Origin of the sequence: Sphaerisporangium krabiense, assembly GCF_014200435.1 — a bacterium.
Lineage (GTDB): Bacteria > Actinomycetota > Actinomycetes > Streptosporangiales > Streptosporangiaceae > Sphaerisporangium > Sphaerisporangium krabiense.
Genome location: NZ_JACHBR010000001.1, coordinates 2214753 through 2232073, shown reverse-complemented (window position 1 = coordinate 2232073; position 17321 = coordinate 2214753). Strand labels below are relative to the sequence as shown.

The 17321-nt window shown below is 73.5% G+C and carries 9 protein-coding genes; all 9 read left to right on the top strand.

The genetic code is table 11. The annotated features are described in order from the left end of the window. Window positions 1–189 precede the first annotated feature (189 nt). From BJ981_RS09625 to BJ981_RS09585, 9 genes are read left to right on the top strand one after another with little or no spacing between them, the layout of a single operon-like run. Window positions 190–1617 carry a class I SAM-dependent methyltransferase gene (locus BJ981_RS09625; RefSeq protein WP_184610064.1) on the top strand — a complete coding sequence of 476 codons (1428 nt, stop codon included), beginning with the start codon at window positions 190–192 and terminating at the stop codon, window positions 1615–1617. Continuing rightward, window positions 1614–1814 carry an MbtH family protein gene (locus BJ981_RS09620; RefSeq protein WP_184610062.1) on the top strand — a complete coding sequence of 67 codons (201 nt, stop codon included), beginning with the start codon at window positions 1614–1616 and terminating at the stop codon, window positions 1812–1814. The genes BJ981_RS09625 and BJ981_RS09620 overlap by 4 nt, the downstream gene beginning before the upstream one ends. 47 nt (window positions 1815–1861) lie before the next feature. Beyond that, the gene (locus BJ981_RS09615) at window positions 1862–3178 is read left to right on the top strand and encodes a phenylacetate--CoA ligase family protein (protein ID WP_184610060.1); all 1317 of its coding nucleotides are present in this window, start codon (window positions 1862–1864) and stop codon (window positions 3176–3178) included. Beyond that, window positions 3168–4379, top strand: a complete 1212-nt coding sequence (locus tag BJ981_RS09610) for an aminotransferase class V-fold PLP-dependent enzyme (protein WP_184610058.1) — start codon at window positions 3168–3170, stop codon at window positions 4377–4379. The genes BJ981_RS09615 and BJ981_RS09610 overlap by 11 nt, the downstream gene beginning before the upstream one ends. Beyond that, the gene (locus tag BJ981_RS09605; protein WP_184610056.1) at window positions 4376–6181 is read left to right on the top strand and encodes a non-ribosomal peptide synthetase; all 1806 of its coding nucleotides are present in this window, start codon (window positions 4376–4378) and stop codon (window positions 6179–6181) included. Before BJ981_RS09610 ends, BJ981_RS09605 begins: the two co-directional genes overlap by 4 nt. Next, window positions 6178–10770, top strand: coding sequence for a non-ribosomal peptide synthetase (locus BJ981_RS09600; RefSeq protein ID WP_184610054.1), 4593 nt, complete (start codon window positions 6178–6180; stop codon window positions 10768–10770). The genes BJ981_RS09605 and BJ981_RS09600 overlap by 4 nt, the downstream gene beginning before the upstream one ends. Next, the gene (locus BJ981_RS09595) at window positions 10767–15749 is read left to right on the top strand and encodes a non-ribosomal peptide synthetase (RefSeq protein ID WP_184610052.1); all 4983 of its coding nucleotides are present in this window, start codon (window positions 10767–10769) and stop codon (window positions 15747–15749) included. Before BJ981_RS09600 ends, BJ981_RS09595 begins: the two co-directional genes overlap by 4 nt. Further along, window positions 15749–16180: an aspartate 1-decarboxylase gene (gene panD / locus BJ981_RS09590; RefSeq protein WP_184610050.1), complete on the top strand. Its 432-nt coding sequence runs from the start codon at window positions 15749–15751 to the stop codon at window positions 16178–16180. The genes BJ981_RS09595 and panD overlap by 1 nt, the downstream gene beginning before the upstream one ends. Beyond that, entirely contained in the window at window positions 16177–17319 is a 1143-nt protein-coding gene (locus BJ981_RS09585) for a GNAT family N-acetyltransferase (protein ID WP_184610049.1), read from the top strand. Before panD ends, BJ981_RS09585 begins: the two co-directional genes overlap by 4 nt. Window positions 17320–17321 lie beyond the last annotated feature (2 nt).

Here is a 17321-nt window from a genome sequence, read left to right as displayed (position 1 = left end):
CGGCGGGTCGTAATAATGGCCAACGTTGCATTTCAGATGGTGTCAAGATATTGAGCAAGATGTCCGAAGTGTCTGAAATGTCTGAGGCGACGGGGGTCCGCTTTGGGGGGCGTACGTCATGACGGGGGGTCATCCTCGTCCCGGGGAAGATTTGATCCGAAGAACATCAGATCCGCGCTGGCGCGACATATGGACGTCGCCGGGGTGACCGTGGAAGAACGCGCGGACGGCGCGGGCGATCGTCATCTGGTGGCCTTCGTCGTTCCCAGAGAACGCGTTCTGCGCACCATCCGCGAAATGGCGAGAGAACGTCGGCTCGACGAATGGCGCGCGATTTACGGATCCGTCTACGAAGCGCAGGCCGGCGACCCGGAGTTCGGTGAGAACTTCGCCGAATGGAAGAGCGGCTACGATCGCCTGCCCATCGACCGCGCGCAGATGGAGGAGTGGCGGGCGCGCACGGTGGACACCGTGCTCGCGCTGCGCCCGCGCCGCGTGCTGGAGATCGGCGCGGGCTCCGGGCTCATCCTGTCCCGGGTCGCGCCGCGCTGTGAGAGCTACTGGGCCACCGACCTCAGCGGCGACGCGGTGCGACTTGTGTCGCGGGCCGTCGCGCGCGACCCGCGGCTCGCCGAGGTCGTCGAGGTCCGCCACCAGCCCGCCCACGACTTCGGCGGCCTGCCCGCGGGCCGTTTCGACACGGTGGTGCTCAACTCGGTCGTCCAGTACTTCCCCGACGCCGGCTACCTTCTCGACGTCCTGGACGGGGCGCTCAAGGCGCTCGCGCCGGGCGGCGTCGTCGTGCTCGGCGACATCCGCAACCGGCGGCTGCGGCGCGGCCTGTACGCGGCGGCCGAACTGCTCGACGCGGGCGGGAATCCGCGCGCGGAATCGGTGCGCGAGAGAATCGGCCGGCGGGAGCTCGAAGAGCGCGAATTGCTGTTCGACCCGGAGTTCTTCGCCGCGCTGCCCGCCGCGCTCGGCGAGATCGCCGCGGTGGACGTCCGCCTGAAACGCGGCGAACACCACAACGAGCTCACCCGGCACCGATACGATGTGCTGCTTTATCGGCGTCCCGCCGAGGCGAAATCACCGGACGGAGTGGAGCGGCCTCGCTGGGGAACGGAGATCGCCGACGCGGCGTCCCTGGAAGAATATCTTTCGGCCCGGCGTCCCGCGGCGATGCGATTGGCGAACATTCCCAACAAAAGGCTCGCGGGCGAGATGGCCGCGCTCCGCGCGCTCGACCGAGGCGAACCGGTGGAATCGGCCGTCGAAAAGCTGGCCGGTACAGCCGTGAATTCCGCACTGGATCCCGAGACATGCCACGCGATCGGCGCGCGCCTGGGATACGAGGTGCGGGCGACATGGTCGGCGGAAAGCCCCGACGGGGACTTCGACGTGGTATTCGCCACCGGCCTGGCCGGCGACGCGCCGTTCGTGCTGAGCCCGCCGCCGCCCGCCCCCGGAACATCGCCCGCACGCGAGGCCGCGCCCCTCGGCGGAGAGGGGACCGCGGCCTTCGAGAAATCATTGCGAGCCCATCTGGCCCGCGTTTTCGAGAACATTCCCCTGCCTGCGATCACATTCGTGACAACGGAGGAACCGCCCTCATGAGCGAGCCCGAAGCCGCCGCGTACCGCGTGGTCATGAACCACGAACGGCAGTACAGCATCTGGCCCGTCCACCGCGTCCTCGCGCCCGGCTGGACGGACCAGGGCGTGCGCGGCACCAAAGAGGAGTGCCTGCGGCACATCGACGAGGTCTGGACCGACATGCGCCCGTGGAGCCTGCGGCAGCGGCTGGAGGCCTGAACCGCCCGACCCGGTACCCGAGCGCTTTCCGCGATGGGAGCAGCACCTTGGTACACGCGCAGGACATCGGATTTCGGAAGAGCAGTTTCGAGGGGGCGCTTTCTGAGGTCGCCTTCGCCTACGAGAACGTCCCCTTCTACGGCGGCCATCTGGACGCCGCCGGCATCCGCCCCGAGGAGGTGCGGACCCCCGAGGACTTCCGCCGCCTCCCCGCGACCCGGAAGGTGGACTACCGGCGAAACTTCCCCCTCGGCGTCCTGGCCAGGGGAAAGACGCTGTCGGAGCCGCTGACGCTCATCAGCCAGAGCTCGGGCACCGGAGGCGAGCGGCTCACCACCATCGCCAACACCTACGCCCTGGCCGACCGGATGCGCGCGACGCTCGCCGCCAACCCGGTCCTGCGGGAGGCGCTGGCGGGCTGCCGGTCGCACCGCCCGATCCGGTACGCGGCGCCGAACTGCTCGGACGTCGAGTGCGCCACCCCGTTCACCACCGTGCGCGACCGCACCCTGCCGGACGGCACGCTGGTGCTCCCGGTCTCCCACGACGTGCTCGCCACACCCGACCAACTGATCCGGCAGGCGATCGACGAGGTCAAGGAGTTCGAGCCGCACTGGTTCTACGCCGACGCCACCCACCTGGCGTTCCTGGTGCGGCAACTCAGGCTCCGCGAGGAGAAGCCCCCGCCCGTCGTCGCCATCGCCCTGACCTACACGCTGGTCACGGGTGTCGCGCGCCGGCAGCTCCTGGAGTACTTCGGCTCGGGCCTGCCCATGGCGGAGATCGTGTCGATGACCGAGCTGGGCTGGGTGGCCATCGAATGCCCGCACCGGCGCATGCACGTCAACAACCTGAGGTTCTACACCGAGTTCCTCGTCGGATCCCGCCCGGCCCGCCCGGGCGAGCGCGGCGAGCTGGTCGCCACGAGCCTCGGCGACCGCCTCTCGCCGCACCTGAGGTACCGCACCGGGGACATCTACACGCTCGGCGAGGGCCCCTGCCCATGCGGCAGCGACCTTCCCCTGGCCCGGCACGAGGGGCGTCACCAGACCATGATCAAGCTGGCGAGGGACGGCGAGCCCGCCTGGGTCAGTCCCAGGGACGTGGACGACGCCGTGGGAGACGACCTTCCCGTCGACGTCTACCAGCTCCACCAGCTTCGCGGCGGCGACCTGGAGTTCCGCTACATCCCGAGCCCGGGCGCGCGCGTGAGGGAAGGCGCGCTGCGCGAGCGGCTGACGGAGCTGTGCGGCGACGGCCCGCGGCTGACGATCGAGGCGGTCTCGTACATCCCGGCCGGGCGCTCGGGCAAGTTCGCGTCCTGCACCTCCGAGGTCTCCGCGGAGGCGAGCCATGAAGAGTGACCTGGCCAAGCGCGTCAGAGGCGACTTCCCGCTGCTGCGCACCTCCATCGACGGCCGCAGGATCGTCTACCTCGACAGCGCGGCGACCAGCCTGAAGCCCCAGCCGGTCATCGACGCGATCTGCAGGTACTACACCGAGGTCGGCGCCAACATCCACCGGGGCAAGCACTTCCTGTCCGAGCAGGCCTCCGACGACTACGAGGAGGCCAGGACGCGGGTCGCGCGGTTCACCGGCTTCCTGAGCAGCGAGGTGGTCTTCACGGCCAACACCACCGCCTCGCTCAACATGGTCGCGTCCGGCCTCGGCCTGACCGGGGACGACGTGGTGCTCGTCCCGTTCGACGCCCACCACTCGGCCATGCTGCCCTGGCGCCGCGCCGCCGGCGTGCGCTACATCCCGGTGAGCGACACCGGCGTCGCCGACCTCGACGCGTACGCCGCGCTGCTGCGCGCCCGCCCGGCCGTGGTCGTCCTCACCCACTGCTCGAACGTCTCGGGCGTGTACGCCCCCGTGGAGCGGATGGCCGCGATGGCCAAAGAGGCGGGCGCCGTCACGGTGGTGGACGCGGCGCAGTCCGCGGGGCACCGGCGCGTCGGCGGCGAGAACGTCGACTTCCTGGCCTTCTCCGCGCACAAGATGCTCGGCCCGACGGGCGTCGGCGTCCTGTGCGGGCGCCACGAGCTGCTGCGGCGCCTGGCACCGCCGTTCCTCGGCGGCGGCGTCGTGGACTGGGTGGACACCGAGCGCTACGACGTCCGCAAGGTGCCGCACGCGCTGGAGGCGGGCACGCCGCCGATCGCCGGCGTCTACGGGCTCGCCGCCGCGATCGACTACCTGCAGGCGATCGGCTTCGACGAGCTGGGCGAGCACGACAGGGAGCTGGCGGGGGCCATGGTCGAGGAGACCCTCGCCCGGCCGCGCCTGCGCCTGCTCGGCCCCGCGGACGGCACCGACCGCGCGGCGATCGCGAGCTTCGCGATCGACGGCGTCCACAACCTGAAGGAGATCGCGAAGATCCTCAGCGACTCCTACGGCGTGCTGTGCAGGACCGGGCACATGTGCGCCCAGCCGTTCGTCGACCGCTTCACCGACGACGAGGTCCTACGGGTCTCCGGCTACCTCTACAACGACAGGGAGGATCTCGACGTGCTGTTCTCTGCCCTGGACTCGGTGCTCGACTTCGTGCGGGGCCGTCGATGAGCGATGTCGAGCCCGGCTCGGTCGTCGAACTGGTCCGCCGGACGGTGCGCGCGCTGCCCGAGCACACGGCGATCGTCACCCCGGCCGGGCCTGTCACCTACGGAGAGCTGGGGTCACGTGCGGGCGCCGTCGCCGCACGGCTGCGCGCCCTCGGCGTGGGCGCCGGGCGGCGGGTCGGGGTCCTGGCGAGCCCGTCGGCGGAGGGCGTCGTCGGCCTGCTCGGCGTGGCGATGGCCGGGGCCGCGTACGTCCCGCTGTGCCCGTCGCTGCCGAGCGCCCGCCTGCGCGCGCTCGCCGAGGACTCCGGCGCGTCGCTCGTGCTGCACGCCGAGGCCGCGGCCGGGCAGGCGGCGCTGGGCGTCACCGCGCTCCCGATCACGGACGGGGACGCGGCCGGCCAGGACGCCCCTGTGGAGATCGATCCCGAGTCCCCGGTCTCGGTCATCTACACCTCCGGCTCCTCCGGGACGCCCAAGGGTGTGATCGTCCCGCACCGCGCGCTGGCCAACCGCGTGCTGTGGGGTCAGAGCGTCTATCCGCTGGCCCCGCACGACCGCGTCCTGCAGCACACCCGCTACATCTACGACTTCTCCGCCTGGGAGGTCTTCGCGACGCTGTCCTTCGGCGCGACCCTGGTGGCCCCGGAGCTCGCGAACTATCCCGACTTCAACGAGTTGGCCGAGGCGATGGAGAGGCACGCGGTCACCACCGCGCACTTCGTCCCCTCGGTGCTGTCCGGGGTGATCAACCGGGAGGCGTTCGCCCGCTGCGCGAAGCTGTCCCTGGTCTTCTCGGGCGGAGAGACCCTGACCAAGGACCTGGCGCGGCGCTTCCGGGCGCGGTCCGCCGCCACGCTGTTCAACCAGTACGGCCCCACCGAGACGTGCGTCGACTCGACCTTCCACCGCTACGAGCCCGGCGACGGGGACGCCGAGGGGGCGGTGCCGATCGGCACGGCCATCGACCGCACCCGTCTGCACGTGCTCGACGAGCGCCTCGAACCCGTGCCCGACGGGACCGAGGGCGAGCTGTTCGTCGCGGGCGCCGGCCTGGCGACCGGCTACCTCGGCAGGCCCGGCCTCACCGCCGAGCGCTTCCTGCCCGACCCGTACGGCGCCCCCGGCACGCGCATGTACCGCACCGGCGACCTGGTCGTCAGGGACGGGCGCGGCAGGCTGGAGTTCAGGGGGCGCGCGGACCTGCAGGTCAACCTGCGCGGCGTCCGCGTCGAGCTGGAAGAGGTCGAGAGCGTGCTCGCGCTGGACGACGACGTCGAGCGCGCCGTCGCGGTCGTCACCGACGACGGCAGCCCGTCGCTCGTCGCGATGGTGTTCCCCGCGGACGGGGCCGTGGTCGAGACGGCGAAGGTGCGCGAGGCCGCCCGGCGGCGACTTCCCGCCGCGTTCGTGCCCGACCAAGTGTTGCTCGGCGACAGGCCGCCACTGCTGCCCACCGGGAAGGTCGACCGCGCCGCCGTGCGCGCGCTGATCCTGGAGACGCGCCGCGCGGGCCGTGGCCGGCGCGGCGAGGGCACGGGTCCGGGGGAGGGCGTCGAGCCGTTCGTCGTGGGCCTGTGGAAGGAGTACCTGGAGCTGGAGGAGTTCGGCACGGACGAGAGCTTCTTCGAGCTCGGAGGCCACTCGCTGCTGGCCGTCGAGATGGTCAGCGCGGTCGGCGAGCACCTCGGCTCCGAGGTGTCCCTGGCGGAGTTCTTCGAGGAGCCGACCGTGGCGACCATGGTGCGCCTGGCGACCTCCGCCGTGCGAGACGTGCGAGACGCGCGAGAGGAGTCCCGGGCGTGACCCACGAGTCCCAGGAGGCCCTGGACCGCGACGCGCTCTTCCTCCACCTGCTGCGCAGCCGGGGCCTCGAGCGGCCGAGCGACGCGCCGATCGCCAGGTCCGGGCGGAAGGAGAGCAGGCTCTCGCTCGCCCAGGAACGCATGTGGTTCCTGGAGCAGCTCCAGCCCGGCCAGGCCACCTACCACATGCCCCTGGTCTTCCGGCTGGACGGCCCGCTCGACCGCGGCGCCCTGCGCGCCGCCCTCGGCGACGTGGTCGCGCGGCACGAGGTGCTGCGCTCGGTCTTCCCGTCGGTGGACGGGCGCTCGCGCCAGGTCGTCCAGGAGGAGGCCGTGGTGCCCTGGGCGGAGACCGACGTGAGCGGCCTCTCCTGGCCGGAGGTTCTCCAGGCGGCGCAGGAGGAGACGCGGGCGCCGTTCGACCTGACGGCGGGGCCGCTGATCCGCGTCCGCCTGCTGCGCGTGTCGCCCGAGGCCCACGTCGTGGTGCTCACCGTCCACCACATCGTGTTCGACGGCTGGTCCCTCGGCGTCCTCACCCGCGAGCTGGCCGAGTTCTTCGCGGCCAGGACGTCCGGGCGCCCCGCCGTGCTGCCCGAGCTGCCGATCCAGTTCGGCGACTTCGCCGAGTGGCAGCACGGCCGGCTGGGCGGCGAGGAGCTGTCGGGCCTGCTGGACCGCTGGCGGGACCGCCTCGCGGGCGCGCCGCCGGTGCTGGAGCTGCCCGCCGACCGGCCGCGCCCGGCGGTGGAGACCCACCGCGGCACGCACGAGCCGGTGAGGATCCCCGCGGACGTGGTGCGGGGGCTGCGCGAGGTGTGCGCGCGCGAGGAGGTCACCATGTTCATGGTGCTGCTCGCCGCCTTCAAGCTGCTGCTCGCGAAGTACTGCGTCCGGGACGACGTGGTGGTCGGCACGCCCATCGCCAACCGCAACCGCGCGGAGATCGAGCCGCTGATCGGCTTCTTCGTCAACACCCTGGTCATGCGCACGGACCTGGGCGGGGACCCGACCGTCGCCGAACTGCTGGCCCGCGTCCGCGACACCGCGCTCGCCGCCTACGCCGACCAGGATCTTCCGTTCGCCCGGCTGGTCGAGGAACTGCGCCCCGAGCGCGATCTGAGCAGGTCGCCGCTGGTGCAGGTCATGTTCGCGCTGGCCAACACCCCCGACCAGAAGCCGGAGCTGGCCGGGCTGACCGTCGAGCCCCTCGACGTCGAGCCGGGCGTGGCCAAGTTCGACCTGTCCGCCTTCCTCAGGGAGTCGGGGGACGAGATCGACGGCGGCCTCGAGTACTCCACCGACCTGTTCGACCGTGGCACCGTCCTGCGGTTCTGGGAGCACTATCTGACGCTGCTCAGGTCCCTGGTCGCCGCCACGCCCGGCACCCGCTGCTCGCGGCTCGGCGTCATCCCGGACGCGGAGCGCCGCACGCTGCTGCGGGACCGGAACGCGACCGGCAGGGACTGGCCGGGCGAGCGGTGCCTGCACGAGCTGGTCGAGGCGCGGGCCGCCCGCACGCCCGAGGCGGCCGCCGTCGTCTTCGGCGAGCGCACGCTCACCTACCGCGAGCTCGACGCCTCGGCGGACCGGCTGGCCGCCCGGCTGGCCGAGCTCGGGGCGGGGCCGGGCGTCGTCGTCGGGCTGTACTTCGAGCGCTCGCCCGAGATGGTCGCCGCGCTGCTCGCGGTGCTCAAGGCGGGCGCGGCCTACCTGCCCCTGGACCCGGCCCAGCCGTCCGCGCGGCTGGCGTACATGCTGGACGACGCGGGCGCGCGCCTCGTGCTCACCCAGGGTCACCTGGCCGGGCGGCTGCCCGCCGAGGTCCGTGCCTTCGCCGTCGACCGCGAGGACCTGCCGGACGCCCCGGCCCCCCGGCCCGCGGTGTCCCCGCGCGACCTCGCCTACGTGATCTACACCTCCGGCTCGACGGGGACGCCGAAGGGCGTGATGATCGAGCACCGGTCGGTCGTCAACCTGATCCGCGCGCTCACCGAAGAGGCCGGCCTGACGGCGGAGGACCGTCTGCTGGCGGTGACCACCCTGGCCTTCGACATCGCGGTCCTGGAACTGCTCGGCCCGCTGTCGTGCGGCGCGTGCGTGGTGCTCGCCGACGGGAGCGCGGTGACCGACGGCCGCGCGCTCACCCGCCTGCTGGAGCGGTCGGGCGCGACGGTCATGCAGGCCACGCCGTCGCTGTGGCGCATGCTGCTCGACGGCGGCTGGCCGGGCGACCCCGGCCTGCGCGTGCTGTGCGGCGGCGAGGCCCTGCCGCCGGAGCTGCTCGGCCGCCTGCTCCCCGTCGTCGGCCGGGTCTGGAACGTGTACGGCCCGACCGAGACGACGGTGTGGTCGCTGACGGCGGTCCTGGAGTCCTCGGCGGTGTCCGGGCCGGTGCCGATCGGCGGGCCCATCGCCAACACCCGCCTCTACGTGGTCGACGCCGACCTGGAGCCGGTCCCGCTCGGCGTGCCCGGCGAGCTGCTGATCGGCGGGCACGGCGTGGCGCGCGGGTACGTGAACCTCCCCGGGCTGACCGCGGAACGCTTCGTCCCCGACCCGTTCGGTGACGAGCCCGGCGGGCGCCTGTACCGGACCGGCGACCTGGCCCGCCACCGCCCCGACGGTTCGCTGGAGTTCCTCGGGCGCCTCGACCACCAGGTCAAGCTGCGCGGACACAGGATCGAGCCCGGCGAGATCGAGAACGTCCTGCTCCTGCACCCGAAGATCGGCGCCGCCGCGGTGACGCTGCGCGAGGACCGCCCAGGGGAGCAGAGGCTGGTGGGCTACTTCACGACCGCGGGCTCCGGGACACCGACGGCCGAGCTGCGGCAGTGGCTCGGCGAGCGGCTGCCCGAGTACATGGTCCCGGCGATCCTCGTCGAGCTGGACGCGCTGCCGATGACCGCCAACGGCAAGATCGACAGAAGGACGCTGCCCGCGCCGGGACGGGTGCGCCCGGAACAGCTCGGCGGCGCCTACGTCGCGCCCCGCTCCGAGGAGGAGCGACGGCTGGTCGAGCTGTTCGCCGACGTCCTGGACCTGCCCGCCGGCGAGGTCGGCGCCGAGGACGACTTCTTCGTGCTCGGCGGGCAGTCGCTGCTCGCGGTCGCGCTGGTCGCCCGCGTCTGCGCCGCCTTCGACGTGGACCTGCCGCTGAGCGCCCTGTTCACCGCCAGGACCGCCGCCGCGCTCCTGCCCATGATCCGGGAGAGCCGTCCCGCCGAGGCCGCGGCCGATGATCAGGACTTCTTCACGATCCCGCGCGCCCCCCGCGACGAGGCCTTGGCCCTGGCGCCCGCCCAGGAACGGCTGTGGTTCTTCGAGAAGCTGCGCCCGGGCACGCCCGCCTACAACGAGCCCCTGGCGTTCCGGCTCGGCGGGCGCCTGGACGCCGGCGCGCTGCGCGACGCGCTCGGCGACGTCGTGGCCCGGCACGAGGCCCTGCGCACGGTGTTCCCCTCGGTGGGCGGGCGCCCGCGCCAGGTCGTGAAGGACGAGCTCGCCGTGCCGTGGTCGGTCACCGATGTGGCCGGCCTGTCCTGGCCCGAGGTGGTCGCGCGCGCGGAGGAGGAGACGCGGGCGCCGCTCGACCTGGCCACGGGCCCGTTGATCAGGGCGCGCCTGCTGCGGCTGTCCGCCACCGACCACCTGCTGGTCGTCACGGTCCACCACATCGTGTTCGACGGCTGGTCCCTCGGGGTGTTCATGCGCGAGCTCGGCGAGTTCTACGCCGCCCGCCGCTCCGGGCGCGCCGCCGACCTGCCCGGCCTGCCGATCCAGTACGGCGACTTCGCCGTGTGGCAGCGCGAATGGCTGGGCGACGGCGTGCTCGACGACCTGCTGGACTACTGGCGCGACCGGCTCGCCGGCGCGCCGCCGGTGCTGGAGCTGCCGGCCGACCGGCCGCGCCCCGCGGTCCAGTCCCACCGGGGCACGCACGAGTCGCTGGCCGTCCCCGCCGAGGTGCTGCGGGACCTGCGCGAGCTGTGCGGGCGCGAGGAGGTCACCATGTTCATGGTGCTGCTCGCCGCCTTCACGGTGCTGCTCGCCCGCTACAGCGGCCAGACCGACGTGGTCGTCGGCACCCCGGCCGCCAACCGCAACCGGGTCGAGGTGGAGCCGCTGATCGGCTTCTTCGTCAACACCCTGGTCCTCAGGACCGACCTGAGCGGCGACCCCACGGCCACCGAGCTGCTCGACCGCGTCCGCGACACCGCGCTCGGCGCCTACGCCAACCAGGACATCCCGTACGCGGAGCTGGTCAAGGCCCTGCGCCCGCCGCGCGACCCGAGCCGCTCCCCGCTCGTGCAGGTCATGTTCGCGCTGGCCAACACCCCTGAACACGAGCCCGAGTTCCCCGGGCTGACCGTCGAGCCCGTGGACGTCGAGCAGGGCGTGGCCAGGTTCGACCTGTCGCTGCTCGTCAAGGAGCGCGACGACGGCATCGCGGTCGCGCTCGAGTACTGCGTGGACCTGTTCGACCAGGACACCGCGCGCCGGATCCTCGCCGACTACCGGGCCATCGTCACCGGGATGGCGCGCACGCCGGACGCCCCGATCTCCCGGCTGGGCGGGACCTCCGCATGAGCGCCTGCCTGCACACGCTGATCGAACGGCAGGCCGACCGCACCCCGGACGCCGTGGCGGTCGTCTCGGGCGAGGAGGCCCTGACCTACCGCGAGCTGGACGCGCGCGCCAACCGGCTGGCCCGCCTGCTGGCCCGCCGCGGGGCGGGACCCGAGACCGTCGTCGGGCTGTGCCTGGACCGCTCGGCCGACCTGGTCGTGGGCATGCTCGGCATCCTCAAGTCGGGCGGCGCCTACCTGCCCATCGATCCCGATCTCACCCCGGCGGAGCGCGCCGCGTACCTGCTCGCCGACTCCGGGGCCCGCCTCGTGGTGACGTCCGGCCGCCACGCCGGCGGCCTCGCCCCGTGCGAGGCCGTGCGGCTGGACACCGACCGCCTCCTGCTGGAGGCCGAGCCGGCGGACCGGATGGACGCGGGCGCGCCGCCCGGATCCCTGGCGTACGTCATCTACACCTCCGGCTCCACCGGCAGGCCCAAGGGGGTGATGGTCGAGCACCGGTCCATCGTCAACCAGGTCACCTGGCTGACCTCCGCCGTGCTGACCGGCCGTCCCCTGCGCTGCCTGCAGGCCATCTCGGTGGGGTTCGACGCCTCGACCGAGGACTTCTTCGCCCCGCTCACCACGGGCGGCACGGTCGTCATGGCCCCGCCCGGGTACGCCGCCGACGGCGCACGCCTGCGCGAGCTGCTGGTCAGGCACCGTGTGAACGCCGTCGGCCTGACCCCTCCCGTCGTGTCCGCGCTGGTCGACGACCACGTGTTCGACGGCACCGAGGTCCGCTGGATGATCTGCGGCGGGGACGTCCTGCGCGATGATCTCGTCCGGCGGTGCGGGGCCGTGCTGCCCGAGGTCGAGATCTTCAACGCGTACGGCCCCACGGAGGCCACGGTCAACGCCACCGCCTTCGCCGTGGACCCCTCCGGCCAGGCCCGTTACCACCCGTCGGTGCCCATCGGCAGGCCGATCCCCGGCGTCAGGACCTACGTCGTGGACGAGGACATGAACCTGGTCCCGCCGGGCGGGCGCGGCGAGCTGCTGGTCGGCGGCGCCGGGGTCGCGCGCGGGTACGCGGCGGCGCCCGGCCTCACCGCCGAGCGTTTCGTCCCCGACCCTTTCGGCGGCGAGCCTGGCGGGCGGCTGTACCGCACGGGCGACGCCGTCCGCCTGCGCGAGGACGGCGAGCTGGAGTTCCTCGGGCGCGCCGACCGGCAGGTGAAGGCGCGCGGCCACAGGATCGAGCCGGGCGAGGTCGAGGACGCGCTGGTCAGGCTGCCAGGTGTCACCGAGGCCGCGGTCGTCGCGCACCCGGACGGCCACGGCGACCACCGTCTGGTCGCCTACGTCGTCGCCGACGGCACGGCGCCGGCCGGCCTCAGGGCCGCGCTCGGCGACGTCCTGCCCGGATACATGATCCCGGCGGCCGTCGTCGCGATGGACGCCCTGCCGAAGATCGAGGGCATCGGGAAGGTGGACCTCGGAGCCCTTCCGCCGCCGGAGACCGCCAGGACCGGCACGGCGCCGCGCGACCCCGTCGAGGCCGCGCTCGTGGCCCTGTACGCCGAGGTGCTGGGGGCCGAGGTCGCCGGTGTCGAGGACGGGTTCTTCGACCTCGGCGGCCACTCGCTCCTCGCGATGCGTCTCGCCGCGCGCGTCCGCGACGCGTTCGGCGTCGAAGTGACGACCCGGACCGTCCTCGGGCACCCGGTCATCGCCGACCTCGCCGCGGTGGTGCGGGCGGGCGGGCACGACCCCGCCGCCGCGCCGCCCGTCCGCAGGCGGGACGGGGCCACGGCGCCGCTCACGGCGGACCAGGAGCGCCTGTGGTTCCTGGAACAGCTCCGCCCCGACACGGCGGCCTACAACCTGCCCATGGCCGTCCGGCTGCGCGGACCCCTCGATGTCCCGCGCCTGCGCACGGCGCTGTCCGGGGTCGTCGCCCGGCACGAGGCGCTGCGGACCGCCTTCCCCGCCGAGGACGGAACGCCCCGCCAGGTCGTCCTGGACGTCGCCGAGGCGCCGATCCCCGTCGAGGACGCTCCCGGGCTCGGTGAGCCCGAGCTGCGCGCGTGGGCGGACGCCGTGGCGCGCGTCCCGTTCGACCTGGCCGCGGGCCCGCCGCTGCGCGCGCGGCTGCTGCGGGTGGACGACCGCGAGCACGTCCTGCTCCTCGTCGTCCACCACATCGTCTTCGACAGCTGGTCGCTGCGCGTGCTCGTCCAGGAGCTCGCCGCGCTCTACGACGACCCGGAGGCGTCCCTGCCCGCCCTGCCCGTCCAGTGCGGCGACCACGCCGCGTGGGAGCGGGAGCTGCGCGACTCCGGAGCCATGGACGGCCACCTCGACTACTGGCGAGGCCGGCTCGCGGGCGCCCCGCCGCTGCTGGAGCTCCCGTCCGACCGGCCGCGCCCCGCCGTCCAGTCCTTCCGCGGCGGGAACGAGCACTTCACCCTCCCGCCCGGCCTGCTGGACCGGCTCAGGGAGACCTGCCGCGCCGAGGGCGTCACCCTGTTCATGGTCCTGCTGGCCGGGTTCGACCTGCTGCTGTCCCGTTACTCCGGCCAGACCGACCTGGTCGTGGGCACCCCGGTCGCCCACCGGCCGCGCACCGAGCTGGAGCCGCTCATCGGCTTCTTCGTCAACACGCTGGTCCTGCGCGCCGACCTGTCCGGCGACCCGACGGTCCGCGAGTTCCTCGCCCAGGTCAAGGAGACCTCGCTCGCCGCGTACGGGCACCAGGACGTGCGCCTCGACCGGCTCGTGGAGGAACTGCAGCCCGAGCGCGACCTGAGCCGTACCCCGTTGTTCCAGGCGATGTTCGGGTTCGAGTCCCTGCCCGACCCCTCGGTCCAGGGGCGGACGGTCCGCTTCGAGGTGGCGGACCTGCCCGCCGGCGTCGCCAGGTTCGACCTGAGCCTCGACCTCAAGGAGGCGGACGGCGAGGTACGCGGCGTGCTGAACCACAGCGCCGACCTGTTCGACCCCGGGACGGCGCGCCGGATGATCGGGCACTACCTGCGCCTGCTCGACGCCATGACCACCGCGCCCGGCCGGCCCCTGTCCGAACTGGACATGCTCGAGCCCGCCGAGCGTGAGCGCATGCTGGTGACCTGGAACGCCGAGCCGGTGGACGCGCCCGAGGACGTCTGCCTGCACGAGCTGTTCGAGCGGCAGGCGGACGCGACGCCCGGCGCGGTAGCCGTGACCTACGGCTCCGACTCCTCGACCTCCCTGACCTACCGCGAGCTGGACGAACGCGCCAACCGGCTCGCCTGGTGGCTCGCCGGGCACGGCGTGGGCCCCGGGACCGTGGTCGCGCTCTGCCTGGACCGGTCGGTGGACATGCTCGTCGGCGTCCTCGGCGTGCTCAAGGCCGGAGGCGCCTACCTCCCGCTGGACCCGGCCCTGCCGGACGCGCGGCTGGCCTTCATGCTGAAGGACGCGAACGCCGCCGCCGTCGTGACGCAGCCGCGCCACCAAGGGCGGCTCGCCGGATCCCTGCCCGAGACGTGCCTCGGCGCGGACTCCCTGGCGGACCACCCGGCGGAGCGGCCTGGCCGCCGGTGCTCCCCCGGCGACCTGGCCTACGTCATCTACACCTCGGGCTCCACCGGCACCCCCAAGGGCGTGGCGATGGCCCACCGGCCGATGGTCCGCATGTTCTTCGCGCTCGGACGCCTGCTCGGCCGCGACGCCGAGCCTCCGCGCAGGGTCACGCTCAACGCGCCGATCTTCTTCGACGGCTCGGTGCAGCAGTTCGGCTGGATGTTCCGCGGCGCCACCCTCGTCATCGTCCCCGAGGACGTCCGCAGGGACCCCGGCCGGTTCGCCGACCTGCTGGCCGAGCAGCGCGTCGACATCCTCGACTGCACGCCGTCGCACGCCGAGCTGCTCGTCTACGCGGGCGCGCTCACCCGCGTGGCCCATCCGATGCGCGCGATCGTCGCGGGTGAGGCGATCTCGGAGAGCCTGTGGGAGAAGCTCGCCGCCGGGCCGTGGCGGGTGTTCAACGTCTACGGCCCCACAGAGACCAACAACGTCACCGGGCGCCTCGTCACCCCCGGCGGGCCGCCCACCATCGGCCGCCCGCTGCCCGGGATCCAGGTGTACGTGGTCGACGGGGCGCTGCGCCCGGTGCCCGTCGGCGTGCCGGGCGAGCTGCTGGTCGGCGGGTCGGCGCTGGCCCGCGGCTACCTCGCCCGCCCGGCGCAGACCGCGGACAGGTTCGTCCCCGACGAGCTGAGCGGCCGCGCGGGCGAGCGGCTGTACCGCACCGGCGACCAGGTGCGCTACCTGCCCGACGGCGACCTGTTCTTCCTCGGCCGCGGCGACCACCAGGTGAAGATCCGCGGGTTCCGCGTGGAGCTGGGCGAGGTGCAGGCCGCCCTCGCCCGGCAGCCCGGCATCACGACCTGTGCCGCCGTCGTCCGCGAGGACGTCCCCGGCGACAAGCGGCTCGTCGGCTACTTCACCTCCGAGGACGGCGGCGTGGACGTGCGGGAGGTCCTGCGGAGCCTGCGCGAATGGCTGCCCGAGCACATGATCCCCGCGGCGCTGGTGGAGCTCGGCACGCTCCCGCTCACCACGAACGGGAAGGTCGACACCCGGGCCCTGCCCGCCCCCGCCGACCGTCCGTCCGCCGCGCACGGCGGCGACGTCCCGCCCGCGGGGCCCGTCGAGGAACTGCTCGCCGAGATCTGGAGCGACGTCCTCGGGACGCGCGCCGGGGTCACCGACAACTTCTTCACCCTCGGCGGGCACTCCCTGCTCGCCGCCCGGCTGCTCGTACGGATCAACAAGCTGCTCGCCGTCTCGCTGCCCCTGCGGACCCTGTACGCCGACCCGGCGCCGCGCGGCGTCGCGGCCGCCCTCGCGGCGCTCACCCCCGGGGACTACCTGGATGAGCGCGCCCGGGCGGCGCTGGAGATACTCCGCATGACCGACGACGAGGTGCGACGCATGTTGGAGAGGACACGCTGATGTACCGCACGATGCTCAAGTCCAAGATCCACCGGGCGACCGTCACCCAGTGCGACCTGCACTATGTGGGGTCGCTCACCATCGACGCCGACCTCATGGAGGCCGCCGACCTGCTGCCCGGCGAGCTCGTCCACATCGTGGACATCGACAACGGCAACCGCCTGGAGACCTACGTCATCGAGGGGGAGCGCGGCAGCGGGATCGTCGGCGTCAACGGCGCCGCGGCCCGCCTCGTCCACAAGGGCGACCTGGTCATCGTCATCGGCTACGCGATGGTGACCGACGCCGAGGCCCGCGCGCTGAAGCCGAGCGTCGTGTTCGTGGACGCGGGCAACCGGATCGTCAGCCTGGACGCCGCCCTGTCGGACGTGCCGAGCGGCTACGGCCTGCTGCCGGGGGACCTGCCGGTCGGCGCCATGGAGGCCGGGTGACGCCGCCGGTCCCGCGCGCCTGGCGGTACGCCTGGCACAACGGCGGCGGCCCGTGGCTGCTGCGGGCGAGGACCCTGGCCGACGCCGCGTCCCGCCCGCGGGTGACCTGGTCGGTCCCGGTGGGCGGCGGCCCGGTGCTGGCCTGCGGGGGCCTGCCGCAGGCCCTCACCCACGTGCTGCCGTTCCTGGAACAGCGGCGCGGCCTGCCCGCCGAGCGCCACGGGCGCCGTATCTCCTGGGCCGAGCTCGGCGGCGCCGTCCCCGGGGCCGACGTGCTCGCCGTCGCCTACCCGCGGCGGCGGGCCCCGGCCGTGCCTCCCCCGCACGGCGTCCTGCTGCCGTTCCGGGTCACGCTGACCGTGCCGCTCGCCCCCGACCCCGCCGACGTGCTGCGCAGGCTCTCGCGCAAGGCCCGGCAGCAGCACGCCCGCGAGCTGGTCTCCCACGCCCGCACCCTGGAGACGACGACCGGCGACGCCGACTTCGACCGCTTCTACGAGGGCATGCACCGGCCGACCATGGACGCCCGGCACGGCGAGTCCGCACGCTCGGAGGCCAAGGAGGACGCCCGCGCGTGCATCCTGCGGCACGGCGTGCTGTTCTTCCTGCGCGAGTCCGGCACGCGGGTGGCCGGCATGCTCTGCCGCGTGGAGGGCCGCACGCTGGTCGTCCGGCTGGCCGGGGTGGACGGCGGCGGCGCGCGCGCCTACCGGTCGGGCACCTACATGGCGCTGTTCATCCTGATCCTTCAATGGGCCGCGGAGCACGGCTTCGCCCGCGTCGACCTGTCCGGCGGCGAGCCGTTCCTGAGCAAGGGGACCTTCCAGTTCAAGCGCAAGATGCACCCGGAGGTCGGCCTGCCGCCCAACCACTTCCGCGACAAGCGGCTGCTCGTGCGCGTCCTGCGCGACGGCGCCGGCGTCCGGGACCTCCTCGTCGCCAACCCGGTGCTCGCGCTGCGCGAGGCCGGCGGCCTCGAAGCCGTCTACTTCCACGACGACGAGCGCCCGCCCCGGCTCGACCTGCGCTGGGAGAGCCCGGGCGTGGACCGCCACCGCCTCGTCCACCTGGACCCGTTCCTGGCAGGACTGCCCCGCGGCGACTCCGCCGGCCTGCGCCCGGAGCGCGTCTCCCACTGATC